Origin of the sequence: Chryseobacterium glaciei (genome assembly GCF_001648155.1) — a bacterium.
Classification (GTDB): Bacteria; Bacteroidota; Bacteroidia; order Flavobacteriales; family Weeksellaceae; genus Chryseobacterium; species Chryseobacterium glaciei.
Window position 1 is genome coordinate 4,489,050 of the sequence record NZ_CP015199.1, and the last position, 19,180, is coordinate 4,508,229.

Sequence of the window (19,180 nt, forward strand, 5' to 3'; positions counted from 1 at the left end):
ATGGATTTACGAGATCAATTGAAGAACCTTTTTCCTACTCATGAAGAGCAGGATTTTGAGATGCCTGAAGAGCAATTTAAGCAAAAAGAGCCTTTGGTATGTAAGTTTGAGAAAAAAGGAAGAAACGGAAAACCTGTAACGATCGTTGAAGGTTGGGAAGGAAGCGAGGAAGATTTAAAGAAAATCTCAAAAAAAATAAAAACCACACTGGGAATAGGTGGTTCTGAAAAGGATGGAACGATTATTATTCAAGGGGATAATCGTGATAAAATAATGGATATCCTTAAAGAAATGGGATATAAAACCAAAAGAGTTGGCGGATAAATTTAGAAATAGATCTGCGCCTGAGGAAGTAAGGTTTTTAACTCTTCAATTTTATTTTTTGTCATTGGATTTCCTGTTAGAATCAATGTTTTAAGATTTTTCAAGTGTTTAATTTCTGTTGGAAGGTCTTTTAAATTATTGTTCGCCAAATTCATACTCACAACATTTTTCAAACCTTTTATTTTAGGAGAAATCTCCTGAATATTATTGTTGCTTACGTTCAGAAACTCTAGATTTTTTGAATGAAATAAATTTTCCGGCAGTTTTGCGATCGCATTTTGCTGTAATTCTAAATATTTAATGTCTTTAGGGAATTTTAAATTTCCTAAATCATTGATTTGATTTCCCGAAAGGTTTAAAGACTTTAAATTTTTAATCTCATCTAAATCATCAGCAATAAAACTGATCTGATTTCCCTGTAAATTAATCTCTTCCAGCGTTGGAATTTTCATTAATGCTTCAGGAAAAACATTCAAACTATTGGCATCAAGGTGAATTACTTTAAGGCTTTGAAGTTTTGCCAGGTTTGGATTGATGCTTGTTAAGCTATTAAGATTGATAGAAAATGAGGTCAATTTTGTTAAATTTCCTATTTCGTCTGGAATGAATTTAATGCTGTTTTCATTCAAATTTAATATTTCCAATTCTTTTAATGAAAAAATTTCATCATCCATTTTTTCTAATTTATTTCCCATGATATTTAGGAAAAATAAAGCATCCAATTTTTTAATTTCTGGCGGAAGATTGAACAATCCTTTATCCCTGAAACTCATACTGTAAATGGTTTTTCCGCTTTTTAAAGCATCATCAACATTCGTATAAGTAGGATATTTTACAGGATCGATCTGAGCTTTTGCCTGATTGAGCGCTAAAATGGAAATAAGAACGAAAAGTTTTTTCATAAAAAAGATAAAAAGCCACCGATAATAAATTACCGGCAGCTAAAATTATTAATAACTATTTCTTTAAAAGTTTCACTGTTTTCTGGAAACCTTCTGCTTCAATATTCAAGATCAATACTCTTGATGCTTCAAGTTGTGAAGTGAAATCAAGATCTAATGATTTGTTTGAACCTGTATATTTCTTCGTGAAAACAATTTTACCGTCTATGCTGTAAGCTGTTACAGTAATGTCTTTCAATCCTTTTGGAGAGTTAATTTTAACCATTCCGGAAGTTGGATTTGGAGCAACTGTTACTGTATTTTCTGCAGCGTGATCAACCGTTCCTAAAGCTCCTGTTGTTCCTAAATTATCTTTAAGAGCCACAACGATCGTTGCCGATTTTCCTCTGTAGTCAATTGTATTTCCTGTAGCATCTACGTCCGTAAGAATTGTAGAATCCGGGTGTTGAATTGAGAAGAATCCAAATTTATGATCCGGTGTAAATGTAAGACCTGTAGGCTCTGATCCTGCCGGCATAGAAGCAAATAATTTCACTTTTGGATTTGCCTGCGTATGATCCGGAGCGATTACCCAGATGTAGTTTTTACCACCATCCTGAAGTACCCAAAGATTTCCTAATTCATCGAAAGTAAGATTGTCATTACCATCTCCCCAAGCTTCAGATTTCGTTCCCTGTGCAGTTGTGAAAGAATATACAGTAGAAAGACCTCCTACGAAAGTTTCTACTTGGGAAGCGGTAGTTCCATTATCCTGTAAACGGTATACTTTATTTAAACCTTTAGCCGTAAAATAGATTTTTCCGTCTAACGGACTGATGTCTACATCTTCTACTCCATTAAAAGAAGTTCCGCCTAATGACTGAGCTAGAGAAGCTGTATTATTTTGATCTGCTTTAGTTTTATTAGGAATCTGAATCCATGTAGCTGTTGTTCCTACAGGATCTCCATTGCTTAATCCCTGATCTAATTTTAAAACATATAAGTTTCCTGAAGCAAGGTTGTTTGGAGTATCCATGATGTATTTATAAACCATGTGAGTTCCACCATCTTCACCGTAATATGCTGTAGTTCCTGCATTATTTACCACTACATTTTCGTGGTTCATAATACCCATCTGCCATAATTTTCCTTTAGATCCATCAGCATTTTGAGAAATAACCTGAGCTGTTGCAGGGTCAATTTCTACCAACCATCCGTAATCCTTCATTCCATCAGCATTTACATCACTTGCAGTTGTCTGCTCTTCAGCTGTAACTACAGTTCCCCAAGGTGTAACTCCTCCGGAACAGTTTCTGATTGTCTGTACCAAACTTGGTGCTGAGAAACTTACCGCTCTGGATTTTGTTAACTGCCAAAGTTTTGTTGTAGCGTTATAATTGATTTCCGCCATGGTAACACCACCCGGATTTGTTTCGTGGTTTACAGAAAGATAACCGTTTGTGCTGCTTGCATTTTTAGCAACATAAGCAGTGAAATCATTTTGACCTCCAACCAATCCGCCACCTTCTGTATAATTATCACCTTCTTTTAAAACAAGCTGATATTTATGTTCAGTTGGAATGATTAATTTTCCTGTCTGTGCAGTCGGAACGATAGATGTAAAACAACTGATGTGCATTGAATTACAAGTCGTCGGGTTTGTTGTATTTGTTGTTGTTTTAAGATAAGCATCAATTCTTAAATCTGAACTTGTAGCTCCTCTGTTGTGTAATTCGATAGAAATTCTGTTGGTTCCGTTAACGAATTTTGATTTTGGAATTGAGAAAATATTATACACACTTTCTGCAGCTCCGTCAATTGTAGTACTTGATAATGTATTGAAATCAATAACACCTGCTGGCATATTATCTCTCACTACTTCTTCACCGTTTAGGTAAACAACGATACCATCATCTCTCATTACGCCTAATTCCATTGTATCACTTAGAGTAGATAAATTTACCGTGATATCTTTAGCAAAATAAGCCGTCAAAAGACCTGAATTGATAGTCGTTGTAACAGGATCACCATATCCTAGAGGGCCAGCTCCGGTAGTCCAAGTTGAAATATCAAAAGTCTTGTCTTTCCATTGAGCAACCTGTGCCTGATTGTTATCTTTGTAGCTCCACGACGAATTCTTGTCGAACACATAAGTCTGCGCCTGAAATAGAGAACTTGTCACTAATAAAAGGGCTGCAACTGTTAGTAATTTTTTCTTCATTTTAAATTTGATTTATTAGACACTGCAAAGCTATTTTTTTATCCCCAGCCCTCTATTAATAGGACTTTAAATAAATCTTGCCGAATATTAATAAATCAGGAACCTAATGTTAATTAGATTAATTTTATGTTAAATTAAAAAAATATTAAAAAGTGAAGGGTGGATAAGGAAATGCAATTTTTGACTTTTACATTCGTTAAACCACCCTTTCACTAGTAATTTATTTTTTGGTCTGGCTGATATCGGTCAGTGTATTTAGGAAAGCGATTACCTGCTTGATTTCGGTTTGAGTAAGGTTTAATTTATCAGCTGGTAATGTTTGATTTTTCATTTTTAAACCTGCTCCTTCTCCGCCGCCTTCGTTATAGAAATCCATTACTTCTTCCAGTGTATTGAAAGCTCCGTTATGGAAATATGGTTTTGTAAGCGCGATATTTCTAACGGTAACGGTTTTGAATGAATTCTCATAGATCCAAGAATTTTCTTTTTTAACAGGACTGTTTACTCTTCCTTTATCTGTATCAAGCTCGATTGGCAGTTGATTTAAAGGTTTTTTAGTAACACCCAACACTTCAGATTCATTTTCATTAAAGAATGGCGGAACCAATCCTGAAAAATGCGGTGCGAAGTGACAAGTCGCACAATTTGCCTTTCCCATAAAGAGATTGTAGCCTTTTTTAGCATCATCAGAAATTTCTTTTTCATTTCTCATGAATTTATCAAAATCACTTTCAAAAGAATACAGTGAGGCAACGTAAGAACTTAACGCTTTAGAAAAATTCTCTTTACTTATTTCTCCATTTTTAAAAGCTGAACGGAACGCTTTCTTATATTCCGGTTTTGTCTTTAATTTTTTAATGATGCTTTCGTAGCTTGTATTGAATTCATCTTGATTGTAAATTACGTGTTCAGCCTGTTGTTCCAAATAAAAAGCTCTTAAATCATAGAAAAACCTTTTTGCAAAAACTGCATTATATAAAGAAGGTGAATTTCTCAAAACCGTTTTCCCTTCAACATTACTTTGAGATCTTGTTTTTAAATCTGTAAAAGCATTTTCCGGTAAATGGCAGGTTGCACAGCTCATTTTGTTGTTATCACTCAAGTTTTGATCGTAGAAAATATCTTTTCCTAATTTTCTCAGGTCCGGATTATCTTCCGAAGATTTTAATAAGGTAAAGAAATAAGGATCGAGGAAATCGCTGCTGAAAAGGTTTTTACTTTTTACGTTCCAACCTGAAAACTCTTTTAAGTCATCTGAATTTCCGTCCCAGTTTCCGAATTCTTCATACAACGGTTGAATATATTTTTTGTAAAACTCAATTCTGTCAAAAGTTTCAAAATCTTTATTTTTTGAAAGATAATCGATGCTTTCCGTTAAAATTCCATTTGCTTTCTGAACGGAATAATTTTTAAAATAACCATCATTATTGATGTATTTTTTCATTCCTAATAATGCGTGACTTGCTTCTTCGGAAATATTTAATGAACCTGGAGTATCAAAACCTGTTACGCCTAACGTATAAATTCTAATCAATTCAATTCTTAAAGGCAAAGTTTTGTTATTTCCTTTGCTCAAGCCATTTTTTACAGAACTCAAATAGAAGCTTGCATAACTGTTATAAAGAAAATTAGTGATTGTCTTGATTTCCTCTTTTTGCTCTCCTGCTTCATCGGAAAATATCAATTCGTCCAAAACCTGCAAACCCTCTGGAGGAAGTGTATAAGCTGAAGTTCCCGCTGCCTCGATGTGAAATAATGGAGCGGCATTCAGGTGTGTTTTAGAAAATTCAGGGTAATGATAAGCAATATAAAACTCAATTTCTTTGTATGAATTTCGGGTGTTACTTAATGATTTTCGTAAATCTTCAAGAGAGATTTTATCCTCAGAAAATAGATGAACATCAGATTTTAGTTGCTCAAGCTTGCTTTTAAAATCAGTTAAACCTTTATTTACAACGGTATTTTCATTTTCTGTACCTGTGTAAGTAGGATTAAATGACATTATTGCAAAACCCATCAACAAAATGATGATAACTATCGGATAAGATCTCATGAAATTTTTAACGGCAAAGCTATGGTTCGTACGTTACCACAACTTTAATTCAGGATTAAATAATGTTTATATTTTACTTCAGTATTTTTTATTAATTTTAAACCCCGAAATCAAATTCATGATACTCAAAATGGTCGTTACACTCTAAAGACCTATTTTAAAATGATGATGAAAGGATATTGGGTGAGGATTTTAAAGATTTAAAACAAATCAAACTAAAATATTACTATGAAAACAAAACTATTGCTGGCTTTTGTGGCAGGGCTTTTTTCATTTTCTGCTTTTGCTCAGAAATTAGGTCAGGAAATGGCTGTTTATGCGGAAAAAAGAGGTAATGATTATTACCTGCTCCGTCTTGCACAAGACAAACCTGTACCTAAAGTTTACGTTTACTCAAACGGGCAAACGAAAGTTTACAAAGATTACAAGGAAATAAAAGATGTTGCCATGGATTTTCCGGGAATTGTAACCTCTAACAAATCAACAAAAGAAGAATTGGTTTCTATTCTTAATAAAGACAATCATTTTTACGAGGTTACTTCTCAAAGAAAAGATCCTAATAATTTTGAAAAAACAACCGTTACCGTTTACGAAGTTTCAAACGGACAAAAAAGAATTGTAGAAGAATACGGATCTATTATGGAACTTGTAATGTCGCCATATAAAGATGCTATTTTCATTGATATAAAAAAATAAATATACAATATGCTAAATAAACTTGCAGCTTCAGAATTGGTTCTGAATGATGACGGAAGTGTATACCACTTAAATCTTTTACCCGAAGATATTGCCGATAAAGTGATCCTTGTAGGAGATCCGGACAGAGTACCGAAAGTGTCTCAATATTTCGATAAAGTTGAGGTTAAAAAGAACAAAAGAGAATTCTACACGCACACAGGAACATTGCGTGGCGAAAGAATTTCTGTAATGTCAACGGGAATCGGTACAGAAAACATCGATATCGTAATGAACGAGCTTGATGCTTTGGTGAATATCGATTTAAAAGAAAAAGAATTCAAAAAAGAACATAAATCGCTTCAGCTTTTCCGTATGGGAACTTGCGGAAGTGTAAACCCTGACGTTCAGGTTGATAACATGCTAGTAACACAAAATGTTGTCGGATTGGATGGATTAATGCATTTCTACCAAGATTACGAATTTGAAAATGATTTTTCTAGAAACTTCATAGAGAAATTCCCTTATGCGAAGATCAAACCGATGCTTTATTTCGCTGATTGGTCAGAAGAATTGGGAGAATTGTATAAAGATGCCAAATACCACGGAAATACGGCTACTTTCCCAGGATTCTATGCTCCACAGGGAAGACAGCTTCGTTTGAAAGCTTTGGATGATAAATTCTTGGAAACTTTAAATGATCTTGGTGTTACCAATTTCGAAATGGAAACTTCTGCAATTTATGCCTTATCAAAATTATTAGGACATAAAGCGATTACCGTAAATAACGTAATCGCTAACAGAAGACGTGGAGAATTCTCTGCAGATCATCACGCTTCTGAAAAGAACCTGATTACTTGGGTTTTGGATAGAATTATTAAGTAATTTTTCCACCATAAAACATAAAAGGATCTCAATAATTGAGATCCTTTTTTTAACCATATTGAAAACTAATTAAAATTCATTAATCGTTACATAAAAATGTCCCGAATAAAGACTTGCAGAGTTACCTGAAATATTATTTAAAGCTATTGTAATTGTTGAAGTTGAAGAAAGTCTTGGGTTTAAAACTCCAAAATCCGAAATACCCGCAAAATCATTCGCAGGAGATACAACAACTGATGCTCTTGTTGAAGTCGGCTGATAAGCCGCCGGAATTGTAATACTTAATGTTGTCGTTTTCCCAGCCGGTAAATTATTAATAGAAGGATTCGGCCAAACCTCAAAAGTGATCTGATTCTTCTGAACACTACCCTTTTCACCCAGTTTATATTGTCCGTTTACATCAATTTTAGTTGCTGCAGTCGGAGAATTAGTTCCTATGCCTACAGAAGCATTGTTATCACCTAAAATAATAGCATTGGCTTGTGATGTAGTTGCTCCATACCCTATTGCCGTTGAGTTTTGCCCCGTTGCTGATGTTCCCGAACCCAACGCTGTAGAATTCTGATTATTCGTCTGAGAATTAATTCCCAAAGCCGTTTCACCGTTGGACGTAGTTTTTGCATTATGCCCCAACGCAATCGACTGATATCCTCCCGCAACAGAATTTTTCCCGATTGCAGTCGCTTCATTCGTTGTTGTTTTGGCATTATGTCCTATCGCTGTTGATTGATAACCATTAGCCTCAGAACCAAATCCAATGGCGGTAGCTTCGTTCACCGTCACTTTGGCACCGTAGCCCAAAGCGGTCGATTGAAACCCTAAAATTTGTGTATTTGCCCCTACTGCAACAGATTCGTTGGCTGTTACAGAAGCGTTTGTTCCTATTGCAATTCCTTGATAGGCACTGCTTGAGTTTCCTAACGCAATCCCGTTTTGAGCCGCACTTGCTGCAGAACCAAAACTTATGGAATTGTTTGCTCCTAATCTTCCCATTGTAGAAGAATTTACCTTAAATATCAAATCGTCTAACGTAGATGTTCCTAGAGATAAAGGCGTATTGCCAGCACTGTAGTTACCCGCGTTAGTTCCGGTAGTATTCCATCCACTGAAACTGTTGGTTCCGTTGTTGCCATTATTAATGTTTGAGCCTGATGCACTGGAAATTAAATTCCATTGAGTATTATTCCAAAAATAAAAACCTGCTGTCGTCAGAGTACCTGTTCCGTTATTCCAGACCAATAAACCTGTTGCCGGAGATGCGATTGTAGTAGCATCCGTTGAAGAATTTAAAGCTATGCTTGGAATTAATAATCCTTTATTCTTAGAGTTGATTTCTAACATTGCTGAGTTGCTTGGGGAAGCTATTCCTATCCCAACTTGGGCATAAGATAAACTGTGAAAGACTAAAAATAATCCAACAGTTAAGATGACATTTTTCACTTGAGGTATAGTATTTAATAATTGCTTATTATTCGAGTTGCAAATATATGAAATTTTCAATAAAAATACTATTATTTTACATAATTCGCAATAACTATACTATACAGTGATAAATATACCTGTTACTCACTGTTTAATGACAAAACAACAGTTTCAATTACCATAATAAAGCTTTTATCCATAGGCATATAAAAAATAAATTTAATAAAAAGCAGATTTAATATTATCAATTATTTAATTAAATAACACAAAATTGTGAATAATATAATTTTATTCACCGTTTGATGAAACAGCTTTTGAGGTGATCATTGACCATTCCCGTCGCTTGCATGTGCGTATAAACAACTGTTGAGCCCATAAATTTAAAACCTCTTTTCTTCAGATCTTTTGATAAAATATCTGAAATTTCAGTCGTTGCAGGAACATCTTTTAAGGTCTTAGGATTATTTTTTATAGGCCTACCTCCTACAAAGCCCCAGATATATTTTGAAAAACTTCCAAATTCTTCTTGAATCTCCTGAAATTTTTGGGCATTAGTTATTGTTGCTAAAACTTTAAGCCTGTTTCTTACAATCCCAGGATTTTGCATTAATTCTTCCACCTTTTCATCAGAATAGTCTGCAATTTTTTTATAATCGAATTCATCAAAAGCTTCTCTTTTACTTAAGATCGTATACCAGCTCAATCCGGCCTGAAAACTTTCAAGAATTAAAAATTCAAATATCGTTTCATCATCATAAACAGGTCTTCCCCATTCTTCATCGTGATATTTTCTGTACAGATCGTCTTTCTCGCACCATCCACAACGTATTTTTTCCATAATCATATATTTTAAATTAAAGATAAAAACGATTTGGAAAATTATTAGAGCCTGTTTAAATTTTATTGAGTAATAATTTTATAGCAGATAATTTGACCCTTTTTTCAGAGGATTCCATTAGGAGTTCGTAATTTCTGCATAATCTTCTATCATTATCAAACCAAGAAAAAGTGCGCTCTAATAATCCATCGTTTATGAATTGACTCAAACCCTTTTTCTTTTTTGTCTACCATAACATGTCTTTTGATTCCTTTTACTTTTTTACCTCTGTCAAAGCCATTGAGTGAACGGTTATTTCCCCAACGAACACTTTGACTGTCCATAATTCCCAAACTTGCCTCGGATTTCTGACCTCTGTTTCGTCGTACTTTCTCCCTTAATTTTGATAATAACAAATCGAAAACCTCCAGATTTGACTATTTTGAATAATAGCAATACACCAACTGCCATTTTGGAAAATCATGAGGTAAAAGTCTCCATTGGCAGCCTATTTTCACCAAATAACTAATAGCATTCCAAATGACAATCAAATCATATTTTCGTTTTCTGTCATCAAAATCTAATGCTTTTTTTATAAATTGCCACTGAGTTTGGGTTAAGTCCGTTGAATACATTGATGTTTTTTGTTTTGCAACTCTAAAATGACAATTTTTATGTAACTTCTAACCCTTACTCGTTCTTATTATTACTTTTTTAAACAGGCTCTGATACTTTAACGCATAATCTAACATAGTATATAAAGGATTAGATTCATTATAAATCGGTCGCTTTTCGTTATGAGCAGTTGCTTGGTATGGTTAGTAGATAAACTTTTGACATTTTTTTAGTCTTAATAAATCTCATTACCATTGTATCCTACTGTCTTAGAATGGCTTTCATTGGCGTTATTTGTCTTTACTCAGTATTGTTTTGTGTTGGTTTGCCGAATTGTAATTTAAATACTGTTATCAGAACTATTTTTTGATAAGATGTCCCTGTTTTCCTAAGCTGTAACACTATATTCATTATTTAACTTGTTTTATATAAGATATCTTTTTGCTGATTTAAAAAAATGCAATATCTTTGCAAAAAATTAAATGATTAAAAAGAAGGCAATTAATTTGGGTCTTTTATTGGGTTCAATAACCGCGTTTTCACAAGTAGGGATTAATACAGCTAACCCTACAGGCATATTACATATTAATGCCGGAAGTAGTCCGGAAGACACAAATCCCAATGATGATATCGTGATATCTAAATCAGATGGAAATGTTGGTATTGGGCATACAGTTCCAACAGTTAAGTTAGATATAAAAACAGCGGGAACGGCAGGATCTCCAGTTTATGGTTTTAAGCTTTCGGATGGAAATCAAGCTGAAAATAATGTACTATACAGCGATGCTAATGGGGTGGGAACTTGGAAAAAATTGTCAATATTTACCGGGCAAAATATAGTAGGCTCTTTTAATTGGGCAGCATACACAGGTATTGGAAACACAAATTGGAATGAAATTGCTACTCTGACAATCACTCCGGGATCACATATGATCTATACAAAAATTCATATACTTAATAGCTCCAATACTGGGTTTGTGAGAACGTATATAGGAACGAAAAATGTTGGAACTAATAATAGTAATCCACAAGATACACCTATACTTGGAAGTACTAATTTTCAGCCGCTAATGGGAAGAGATTTCGAAGTTACCCAATCCTTTGTTTATAATAATGTTACGAATGCAAATGTGACTTTATATTTTGTTCTTCAGTCGGATATTAATACTATCAGTAGGAGTGTATATAGTTTCAATAATCAAGCAACATTTAGCGGTGTAAGTTTAATTGAGAATTATTTCTTTTCAACACCTGTTGACTAAAAAATCCAGTCATCTTTTTGAACAATAGTTTAATCAAATACTGTAAAAAATAAATATTACAGTAGAAGCACTATTTCATAATGTAAAAAGTTTAAATGACTTATAATTAAATAACTCATGTTTAATTTGAGTTACGGTCAGTAGTTTTAATCCTTGGATATCTCCAGGGATTTTTTTTTGAAAATGTCCTTTCATAAAGCTTTTTAGTTATTAAAGTATAATTGACTAGTGGTATTCGTATTGGAATTAATGAATTATTCTTATTTCTCATTAGTAAGAAATAAGATTAAAATTCTTAAGTTGAGTGACCTAAAAGAACCCTCTTAGGGAATAATGATTATTCACTTAAACTATTTACCATGTCACAACGAATTTATCGGGATGCTCTTTTGAGCATCTCACAGCAGGAGCAGAAGGTCAACACATTATCGATGAGTCCTACCGTATGACGGTGCTTCTTCGTGATCTACTATGTAAAATGAAGGATCACATACTATCCAATGGATTTACCGGCAAATCTGAAGAAATCGAGTTCTTCAGAAAAATAAAACCCCAGATACTTGGCAAGCTGATCTACTACAACAAGGTAGAAACATGGTAAGTGTAGCCAATGTTCATGACAGTAAAGCGGTATTGTTACTGATGAAAACACTGCGATATTTACTGATCCCGCTTCAGGTAATCCTAGCGGACGGAGGTTATAGAGGAGAGATTATTGAAGAAATAAAAACTAAGTTTGGTTACACCATTCAAATCGTTATGCGAAACGATAAAAAAGAAAAAAAATTTGAACCCCATTCATAAACGATGGATTATTGAACGTACTCTTTCCTGGTTTGATAACGACAGAAGACTATGCAGAAATTATGAACTCCTAATGGAAACTTCTGAAAACATGGTCAAATTATCCGTTATAAAATTAGTATTGAACAAAATTTAAACAGGCTCTTAAAAAAATATTATGAAAATTTTAACAAAGACTCCTGTTTTTAGGAATGGTTATTGATTATTTACTAGCAACACACAAAAATATTTACTATTATGAACAATTCAGATTACAACAAAGCAGAAAATGCAGTAGACGACACAAAAAACTCTTTAGAGAATGCAGCTGAAAAAGCAAAATGGAAAGTGAATGAATTGGCAGATAAAGCCAAAGATTACATCAATGAAAAAAGAGCAAATGACGAGGAAGCAACTCAGGAAGACTGGCTTGATAAAGTGAAAAATAATGCTTCTGACGCTTGGGATAGCGTAAAAGATCATGCGAATGATGCTTGGGAAAAAACCAAAGATGCCGCAGAAGATGTGAAGGCAGAATGGAACAAGAAAACCAACTAAAAATTTCAGTCATATAAATATTTTCAAGAAAAACGGAGCTTTTTTATAAAGGCTCCGTTTTTTTATTATGCTCTAAACACAAATTATTGCTACATTTGTATATTAATAAACATTAAAAAATTATGTCATACGGTTTACTTAAAGGCAAGAAGGGAATTATTTTTGGAGCCCTTAATGAACAATCTATCGCATGGAAAGTTGCTGAAAGATGTCATGAAGAAGGTGCTGAATTTATCTTATCAAACGCTCCTATTGCGTTGAGAATGGGAGAGCTTAATGGTTTAGCAGAAAAAACAGGTTCTGAAGTTATTGGTGCAGATGCAACTTCTACAGAGGATCTTGGAAAACTTTTTGATGCTGCAATCGCAAAATTCGGTAAAATAGATTTTATCCTTCACTCTATAGGAATGTCCGTAAATGTAAGAAAAGGGAAACATTATACAGAAATGAATTACGACTGGACAGAAAAAGGTTGGGATATCTCAGCGGTTTCTTTCCACAAAGTAATGCGTACGGCATGGGAAAAAGACTGTATGAACGAATGGGGAAGTATTTTGGCGCTTTCTTATATCGCAGCTCAGAGAACATTCCCGGACTATAACGATATGTCTGACAACAAAGCGTATTTGGAAAGCATCGCAAGAACTTTCGGATACTATTGGGGTGAGAGAAAAGTACGTGTAAATACGGTTTCTCAGTCTCCTACCGTTACAACTGCAGGAAGCGGAGTAAAAGGTTTCGGAGGTTTCTTAGGATATGCTGAAGATATGTCTCCACTAGGAAATGCATCAGCTCTTGAGTGTGCAGATTACTGTGTAACTTTATTCTCTGATCTTACTAAAAAAGTAACAATGCAGAACTTATTCCACGATGGTGGTTTCAGTAATACAGGAGTTTCTCAAAAGGTTATCCAAAAATATGATCTTGAATAAATTGTAGCTAATACAAATTATTAAATAATATTAAAAGCCAAAGTAGAATTTTTACTTTGGCTTTTTCGTGCTCAAATTTCAAATTATTTTTATTTTTTTTGAAAAACTAAACTCTTATGTGATTTATTTTTTTATTTTTGAGAAGTAAAAACACAAACAAATGAAACAAAATATCTTACAAAAGGCAAACTCTTTGTCGATCCCTCCTATCTCGTATTACTTCATGCTTTCTACATTTAATTTCAATTTGATTTAAAACTGATTTTCTATGAAATTATTTTTGCAGCATCATATTGTGAAAAAAGGAGAAACATTGGAACAAATCGCAGCTCTCTACAATGTTCCGACTGTGGAAATTTTGAAATACTATCATTATCAAAATGTTCCCAAAGACAGTAATCATTTAGGTCATATCCTATTTGAAGGTCAGGAAATTTTCGTACCTGAAAGTCATGATATAGAACAGATTTTATTAGAAAGAAAACAAGCTTCACAAAACAGATTAGAACACTCTAATTCATTAATAAAGAACAGTTCTTTGCTTCCTAATTTCATAGGAATTGATCATTCTTACAAGGTTAAAATTACTGATTTAAATGAAGGTAGCACGGAAAATGAAACTGAGTTTGAAGTTGATATACAATATCTTGGAAAGAATGAACAGCATCATATTTTCAAATTTAATAAAAATTCAATCTTAATTAATGGTGAAATACCGGACATGAAAGCGTACGAATTGGCTTTGGATTGTTCTTCTGTTTTATTTCCTGTAGAACTAGGGATAGATTTTAACGGAAAAATTGCAGATATTCATAACTATAGAGTGATTTTGAATAAATGGAAAGAAAATAAACAAAGACTCCTTCAAAAATATAGTGACGAAAATTCTCGCCAATATATTGATAAAGTAGATATCAGAATGGAAAACAGGGAATTATTATTGAAAAATTTGAGAAGTGAATTGTTTATACAGTTTTATTTTTCACCTTATTTTAAAACGTTCTCTAATGGAAAAGCAGAAAATACAGGAAGATTTTCACAATATAAGATTCTGTATGAAAATCATTATGAAATTAATTTAGACCATGAAATTCATATCAGTCAATCTTCCCGATCCGTTGACCAGAGAAGTCAGGAAGAAATTATTCGTTATTTAGAAAATTCTTATGAAAATTCCGAGGATTCTGAATTGCTAGAATCTGAAATATCTGCCAATTTTATTCTTGATAAACAATATAAATTTCTGCAGAAAGCTGATGTAAAAATAGATTTATATCTATATAACGTTCAAGAAACAAAACAGATACAAATAGATAGAAAATAATTTTATAAATTTGAATTAACACAAAAATTACACAAATGATAGAATATAAAGTCAAAAAAGGCGACACTTTGTTGAGCCTTGCCGAAAAATTAGGTTTACCCAGCGCCTACTCCCTGAAATCATTTCACAATTTCAAAGGTTCCATTGAAAGAGGAATCGGAAACGAGATCAAAGCAGGAATGATTCTCACAATTCCCGAACCACATGAAGTGGAAACCATACATAAAAACATTGCTGAAAGGCAAAATAAAAAGGCTGAAGAGAACACTCAAGAGCAAAACCAGCAATCTACAGAAAATCAAAGCTCAGGATTTTCTTCCGAAGAATCTCAACAATCTTCCGAATTGCAAAAAGAAAAGGAACAAGAGAAAGAATCAAAACAAAAACCTGCCGGAGAACATGAAGGGAAACTTTTCGTTGCCCAAAAAGGAAAGGCCATTTGTGATAAAGGAACAAAGTTTCCACAGTTTAAGGTAAGCAGTCATAAAAAGTTATATATCAACGATAAAGATGGTGCAGAAGATTATCTTGCTGTGACAGAAAATGACCTGCAATTCAACCCTCCCGCTGTTCCTTTTGGAAACTGTTCTGTAAAAAACGGACAGCCCTGCAGTTTTGCTCCCGCCGGAAAATGGAAAAAGTTTTATAAAGACGTGAAAGTTTTGGATAACGCCTTACTCACAAAAATTTCCGAACTCCAATGTTCTGTTGGTGGAAAAATAAAAGTTATGGATCACGGACAGAAAGCCCAGCTTAGCAAACAGAATTTCAAAAATGCTGATGCGAAAGTGCATAGTTATATTAATCCTTTGGTGGATTTGGAGGAGTTTACAGATGAGTTAGACGGAGAAAATTTTTATATTTAAAACTTACTATTTTATGTCACAGTTATTAATCATAGGAGACAAAAATCCCGAAATAGGAAAGGAAACAAAATATACAATTTCTCTTGTCAATTTTGGAGGTTTATCGAATAACATCAATGTTTTTAACCCTATTTCAGAAATTCCACAATGGCAAATTCTTGTTTTGGAACATGGAAAATGGCGCAAAACATCTGAAAATACCAAACAGGGGGAAAGCGTATCTTATACTTTCAAACAAAGCAGTCTTTCAAGAGAAGGAATAAAGCTTGTTGTTACAAAAGGAAACGATAAGGGAGAATTAATTATCAAAACTAAAAGAGCCGGACAACCTAAAATTCTAAAAGTTGATCTTCTGGATGTTAATTATAATAAGGTCACAAAACCTTTGCATTATTTTGATACCCTGATTGCAAAAGCTCAGTGCACAGATATGGAAGGTGAAAAGCTTCATTTTACACTTTGGGAAGATGATGCCTTAAAAGAGGGACACAACAAAATTAATGAGATCAATAAAATAAATCCGATCCCAATTTCTGCAACCGTAAAAAGAGGTAAGGCAGAAGCAAGATTCAATATGGCTTTTTATACGCAGGCATCGATGATTGCCAATATGCAATTAGCCAAAGGTGATAAAAGTGAGGGTAAAAATCATGAATATTATGTAACAGCAGATTATTATGGGAAACTTGAAGCCAGTAACAATATAAATATCGCAAATCCTGATTTCAGTAATCCGATACAAAAGGCTTTTGATCTTAAATATCCCGACAAAACGCCACAAAAACCAAAGGTAAATAAACGTCCTACTCCACCTCCACCTGCGCCAAAGAAGGATACCTACAAAACACCTATAACTCCAAAGGCAAAAACTAAGGCTCCTGATCCAAAAGGAAAAATTATAAGTGTTGAGTTCGTAGATTTTTTGGGAAAACCTTACCAAAACATGAAGTTTGGAACACAGGTAAAAGCCAAAATCATTTCCAAAGACATGAAAGGAAAAACCATAAAACTGAAAATATGGGAAGATGATATTTCTGATCAATTGGTTTATGAGAATAATTATGTTTTAGGTGGGGATGAAAGTTATGCAACGCTTAATCTCACCAATGAAATTCGCAAAAAAGGTGATGATTTTAAAGAAGGCAGTGAACAGGAATATTTTTTAGAGATAGAATATGCAGGGCAAAGTGTAGATTCTGAGGTGATTAATGTGAATGATTCTGCGCCTAAGATTAAAGTGGAGACTAGGGTGAGTACTTCGGGGGTGAAGGCTAAAAAAGCAGATCAGAAAAAAGAGGAAAAAGTTTGTGAATGTGAAGCTAGAGTTAGAGCGTTTATGAGGATGTTAAGGGTAGGTGAAGGAACAGGAGAATTAATAAAATCTTCTGTTTACAATAAAGAAACTAAAAAAATGGAAGAGGCATATATTTCTCATAATTTTCAACGTGGTTATAGCACCGCTTTTGGAGGAAATAAAATCACAGATTTTAGTTCACATCCTCAAAAAATGTATGGAGATTCAAGTGCTGCAGGAGCTTATCAAGTTATGAGATATACTTGGTGGTGGATGAATGGAGAAGAACTAGATGATAATAATAAAAAAACTGGAAAATATGTTGCAGAACATGATTACATAAAAAAATACAAAATTTTAGATTACTCTCCTGAATCTCAAGATAAAGTATGCCTTGCTATAATGAAAGCTCAACGTCCTAATCTAATAAAAAAAGTAATTAACAATAATATAGAAAATTCAATTCAAAGTGAAGCTTGTTTTATATGGGCCAGTTTACCTGAAATGGATGACAAAAGCCATTATAAATTTAAAGGTAAACGTCAGCCAGCAACAAAATTAAAAATATGTATAGAACATTATAATAAATTTTTGCAAGAAGAATTACAAGGTATTAGTAATTTACACTTAAAAAAGGGATTTTTAAAGGAGTTTGGTTATGATTGTTGTGGGGAATCTGTAAAAACATCTGAAATAATTTCAAAATGCAAATGTCAAAAGCCACATTATAATATAGCTAAACCAGAATTATGGATTACACAAAAACCTAGTGAATGTTGGGCTGCAAGTGTTGAAATTCTAAAAAATTATGGCGTAATTGGGGGCTCTAGAGCAAATTGTATAATTATAGCAAATCAAGATGGTAAAAACTTATCATCAGTAAATGCTAATTCAGGAATTGATTATATTGACTCTCAATTAAAAATAGGTAAACCAGTAGTTGTTGGACTTGATGATAACTTAAGACAAACTTCATATAATGCACATAAAGCAACAGATCATTTTTTCGTAATAGTAGGTTCTGGATGCGAAAATGGGAAAAGATATTACACCTTTTTTGATGTTGGTTCTAAAACAAGAGATGCTGGAACAAGTTCAAATAACAAAATGTTTATAAATGAAAATCTGCTCATAGAAGGTAAAAGTAATGGAGGTCGACATAATTATACAATCACAGAAGTAAGAAAAAATAATTAAAACTATGCTACAAAAAAAAATACAATTTCTTTTTATATTATTTGTCACTTTTATTTCATGTCAAAAAAAAGAAATAATTCAAAATAAAAGTAACGAAACACTTCAAGGACACACTTTTTTAAGAGTTACTCAAAACAAATCTGGAAACAATTTATTCAAGCCATGTGATGCGGAAATAGAAACTTATAAATTTTATAAAGATTCAATCTATCATAATATGGGACAAGAGTCCGATATGATAACAAAAATTCAGATTTCAAATAACAATCAAAAAATTTCATATAAAGGCTTTAATACTAATACCAATGATTATGAAAGTATTAGTATTGAAAAGATAGAACCATTCTACTTGAAAATAAATAACGAATTATTTATTGATGAATTATATAAATCTAAAATTAAATTAATAAAAGAAAATAATTGCGATGATGATGAGATTACTAAATCAATTGATTATTCTATAAATGGTCGTTGGAAAATAAACTGTGGAGAAGGCATTGCTAGTATGACTGTTCAGAATAAAAATGCATCATTGATTGTTCTAGCAAACCAAATATACATTGAAATGACTGAAACAAAAAGATATGATTTTGAAAAAGGAATTGCTTATAAGTTAAAAGAAATACCTGAAGATTTGGGGACTTATGGAATTAAACTAGATTGGAAGGAATATATAAATGATAAGCCTATTGCGTACGTAAAAGTCATCGATGAAAATACTATAAATTTCTATTGGTATGGCTTCTATAACAATAAAACTAATAAAAGAGAAATGACAGAATGTCAATTTAATCAAGATAGCAATAATAAAGATTTAATACTAAAAAAATGTAATGAATAGAAATCTAATATCAAGTTAGAATGATCTAAAAATAATTAATACTTAAATTATACAAAAAAATGGGATTAAATTATCATTATGAAAAGAATAATATTACTATATACTTTATTGGGATTAATTTATAGTTTCACTCTTGTAAGTTGCCAAAAAAAAAGAACAAATATCTACCAATAATAAAAATCAAAAAATAGACTTAAAAAATTATTTAAAAATTCCGGTAGACACGGATA

Annotated in this window: 18 protein-coding genes; 11 read left to right on the forward strand and 7 right to left on the reverse strand. The window is 32.9% G+C overall.

Annotated features, from left to right (window positions below):
• Nucleotides 1-324, forward strand: a complete 324-nt coding sequence (locus A0O34_RS20340; protein ID WP_066758781.1) for a translation initiation factor — start codon at nt 1-3, stop codon at nt 322-324.
• A 2-nt stretch (nt 325-326) separates the two neighbouring features.
• Here A0O34_RS20340 and A0O34_RS20345 read toward each other — a convergent pair whose 3' ends face one another.
• The 3 genes from A0O34_RS20345 to A0O34_RS20355 all read right to left on the reverse strand — a co-directional run bounded on the left by A0O34_RS20345 (nt 327) and on the right by A0O34_RS20355 (nt 5,479).
• Entirely contained in the window at nt 327-1,226 is a 900-nt protein-coding gene (locus tag A0O34_RS20345; protein ID WP_066758785.1) for a leucine-rich repeat domain-containing protein, read from the reverse strand.
• 55 nt (nt 1,227-1,281) lie between these two features.
• Nucleotides 1,282-3,426 carry an alkaline phosphatase PhoX gene (locus A0O34_RS20350; protein WP_066758787.1) on the reverse strand — a complete coding sequence of 715 codons (2,145 nt, stop codon included), beginning with the start codon at nt 3,424-3,426 and terminating at the stop codon, nt 1,282-1,284.
• A 220-nt stretch (nt 3,427-3,646) separates the two neighbouring features.
• On the reverse strand, nt 3,647-5,479 hold the full coding sequence (locus A0O34_RS20355) for a cytochrome-c peroxidase (RefSeq protein ID WP_066758789.1): 1,833 nt from the start codon (nt 5,477-5,479) through the stop codon (nt 3,647-3,649).
• A 228-nt stretch (nt 5,480-5,707) separates the two neighbouring features.
• Here A0O34_RS20355 and A0O34_RS20360 point away from each other — a divergent pair, with 228 nt between their 5' ends.
• Complete coding sequence (locus A0O34_RS20360; protein WP_066758791.1) at nt 5,708-6,175, forward strand: hypothetical protein; 468 nt, start codon at nt 5,708-5,710, stop codon at nt 6,173-6,175.
• A gap of 9 nt (nt 6,176-6,184) precedes the next feature.
• Complete coding sequence (locus A0O34_RS20365) at nt 6,185-7,039, forward strand: nucleoside phosphorylase (protein WP_066758794.1); 855 nt, start codon at nt 6,185-6,187, stop codon at nt 7,037-7,039.
• 69 nt (nt 7,040-7,108) lie between these two features.
• Here the strand turns inward: A0O34_RS20365 and A0O34_RS20370 are convergent, their stop codons facing one another.
• The 4 genes from A0O34_RS20370 to A0O34_RS22650 all read right to left on the reverse strand — a co-directional run bounded on the left by A0O34_RS20370 (nt 7,109) and on the right by A0O34_RS22650 (nt 9,913).
• On the reverse strand, nt 7,109-8,479 hold the full coding sequence (locus tag A0O34_RS20370; RefSeq protein WP_157886080.1) for a hypothetical protein: 1,371 nt from the start codon (nt 8,477-8,479) through the stop codon (nt 7,109-7,111).
• A 274-nt stretch (nt 8,480-8,753) separates the two neighbouring features.
• Nucleotides 8,754-9,299 (reverse strand): DNA-3-methyladenine glycosylase I, encoded by a 546-nt coding sequence (locus A0O34_RS20375; protein WP_066759890.1) that lies wholly within the window; start codon nt 9,297-9,299, stop codon nt 8,754-8,756.
• A 155-nt stretch (nt 9,300-9,454) separates the two neighbouring features.
• Entirely contained in the window at nt 9,455-9,622 is a 168-nt protein-coding gene (locus A0O34_RS22645) for a hypothetical protein (protein WP_228394326.1), read from the reverse strand.
• Between the two features lie 93 nt (nt 9,623-9,715).
• On the reverse strand, nt 9,716-9,913 hold the full coding sequence (locus A0O34_RS22650) for an IS5 family transposase (protein WP_066758800.1): 198 nt from the start codon (nt 9,911-9,913) through the stop codon (nt 9,716-9,718).
• A 462-nt stretch (nt 9,914-10,375) separates the two neighbouring features.
• Between A0O34_RS22650 and A0O34_RS20390 the strand changes: the two genes are divergently transcribed.
• The 8 genes from A0O34_RS20390 to A0O34_RS20425 all read left to right on the forward strand — a co-directional run bounded on the left by A0O34_RS20390 (nt 10,376) and on the right by A0O34_RS20425 (nt 18,950).
• A complete protein-coding gene (locus A0O34_RS20390) occupies nt 10,376-11,155 on the forward strand; it encodes a hypothetical protein (RefSeq protein WP_066758802.1) in 780 nt (259 codons plus the stop codon).
• A gap of 594 nt (nt 11,156-11,749) precedes the next feature.
• Nucleotides 11,750-11,959: a transposase gene (locus A0O34_RS22470; RefSeq protein WP_066758804.1), complete on the forward strand. Its 210-nt coding sequence runs from the start codon at nt 11,750-11,752 to the stop codon at nt 11,957-11,959.
• A 237-nt stretch (nt 11,960-12,196) separates the two neighbouring features.
• Nucleotides 12,197-12,496: a hypothetical protein gene (locus A0O34_RS20400; protein ID WP_082891214.1), complete on the forward strand. Its 300-nt coding sequence runs from the start codon at nt 12,197-12,199 to the stop codon at nt 12,494-12,496.
• 122 nt (nt 12,497-12,618) lie between these two features.
• A complete protein-coding gene (locus A0O34_RS20405) occupies nt 12,619-13,428 on the forward strand; it encodes an enoyl-ACP reductase FabI (RefSeq protein WP_066758806.1) in 810 nt (269 codons plus the stop codon).
• 268 nt (nt 13,429-13,696) lie between these two features.
• Nucleotides 13,697-14,752, forward strand: a complete 1,056-nt coding sequence (locus A0O34_RS20410) for a LysM peptidoglycan-binding domain-containing protein (RefSeq protein WP_066758808.1) — start codon at nt 13,697-13,699, stop codon at nt 14,750-14,752.
• Between the two features lie 35 nt (nt 14,753-14,787).
• Entirely contained in the window at nt 14,788-15,618 is an 831-nt protein-coding gene (locus A0O34_RS20415; RefSeq protein WP_066758810.1) for a DUF4280 and LysM peptidoglycan-binding domain-containing protein, read from the forward strand.
• A gap of 13 nt (nt 15,619-15,631) precedes the next feature.
• Nucleotides 15,632-18,109 carry a lysozyme family protein gene (locus tag A0O34_RS20420; RefSeq protein WP_066758812.1) on the forward strand — a complete coding sequence of 826 codons (2,478 nt, stop codon included), beginning with the start codon at nt 15,632-15,634 and terminating at the stop codon, nt 18,107-18,109.
• A 4-nt stretch (nt 18,110-18,113) separates the two neighbouring features.
• Complete coding sequence (locus tag A0O34_RS20425) at nt 18,114-18,950, forward strand: hypothetical protein (RefSeq protein ID WP_066758814.1); 837 nt, start codon at nt 18,114-18,116, stop codon at nt 18,948-18,950.
• The last annotated feature ends 230 nt before the right edge of the window (nt 18,951-19,180 follow it).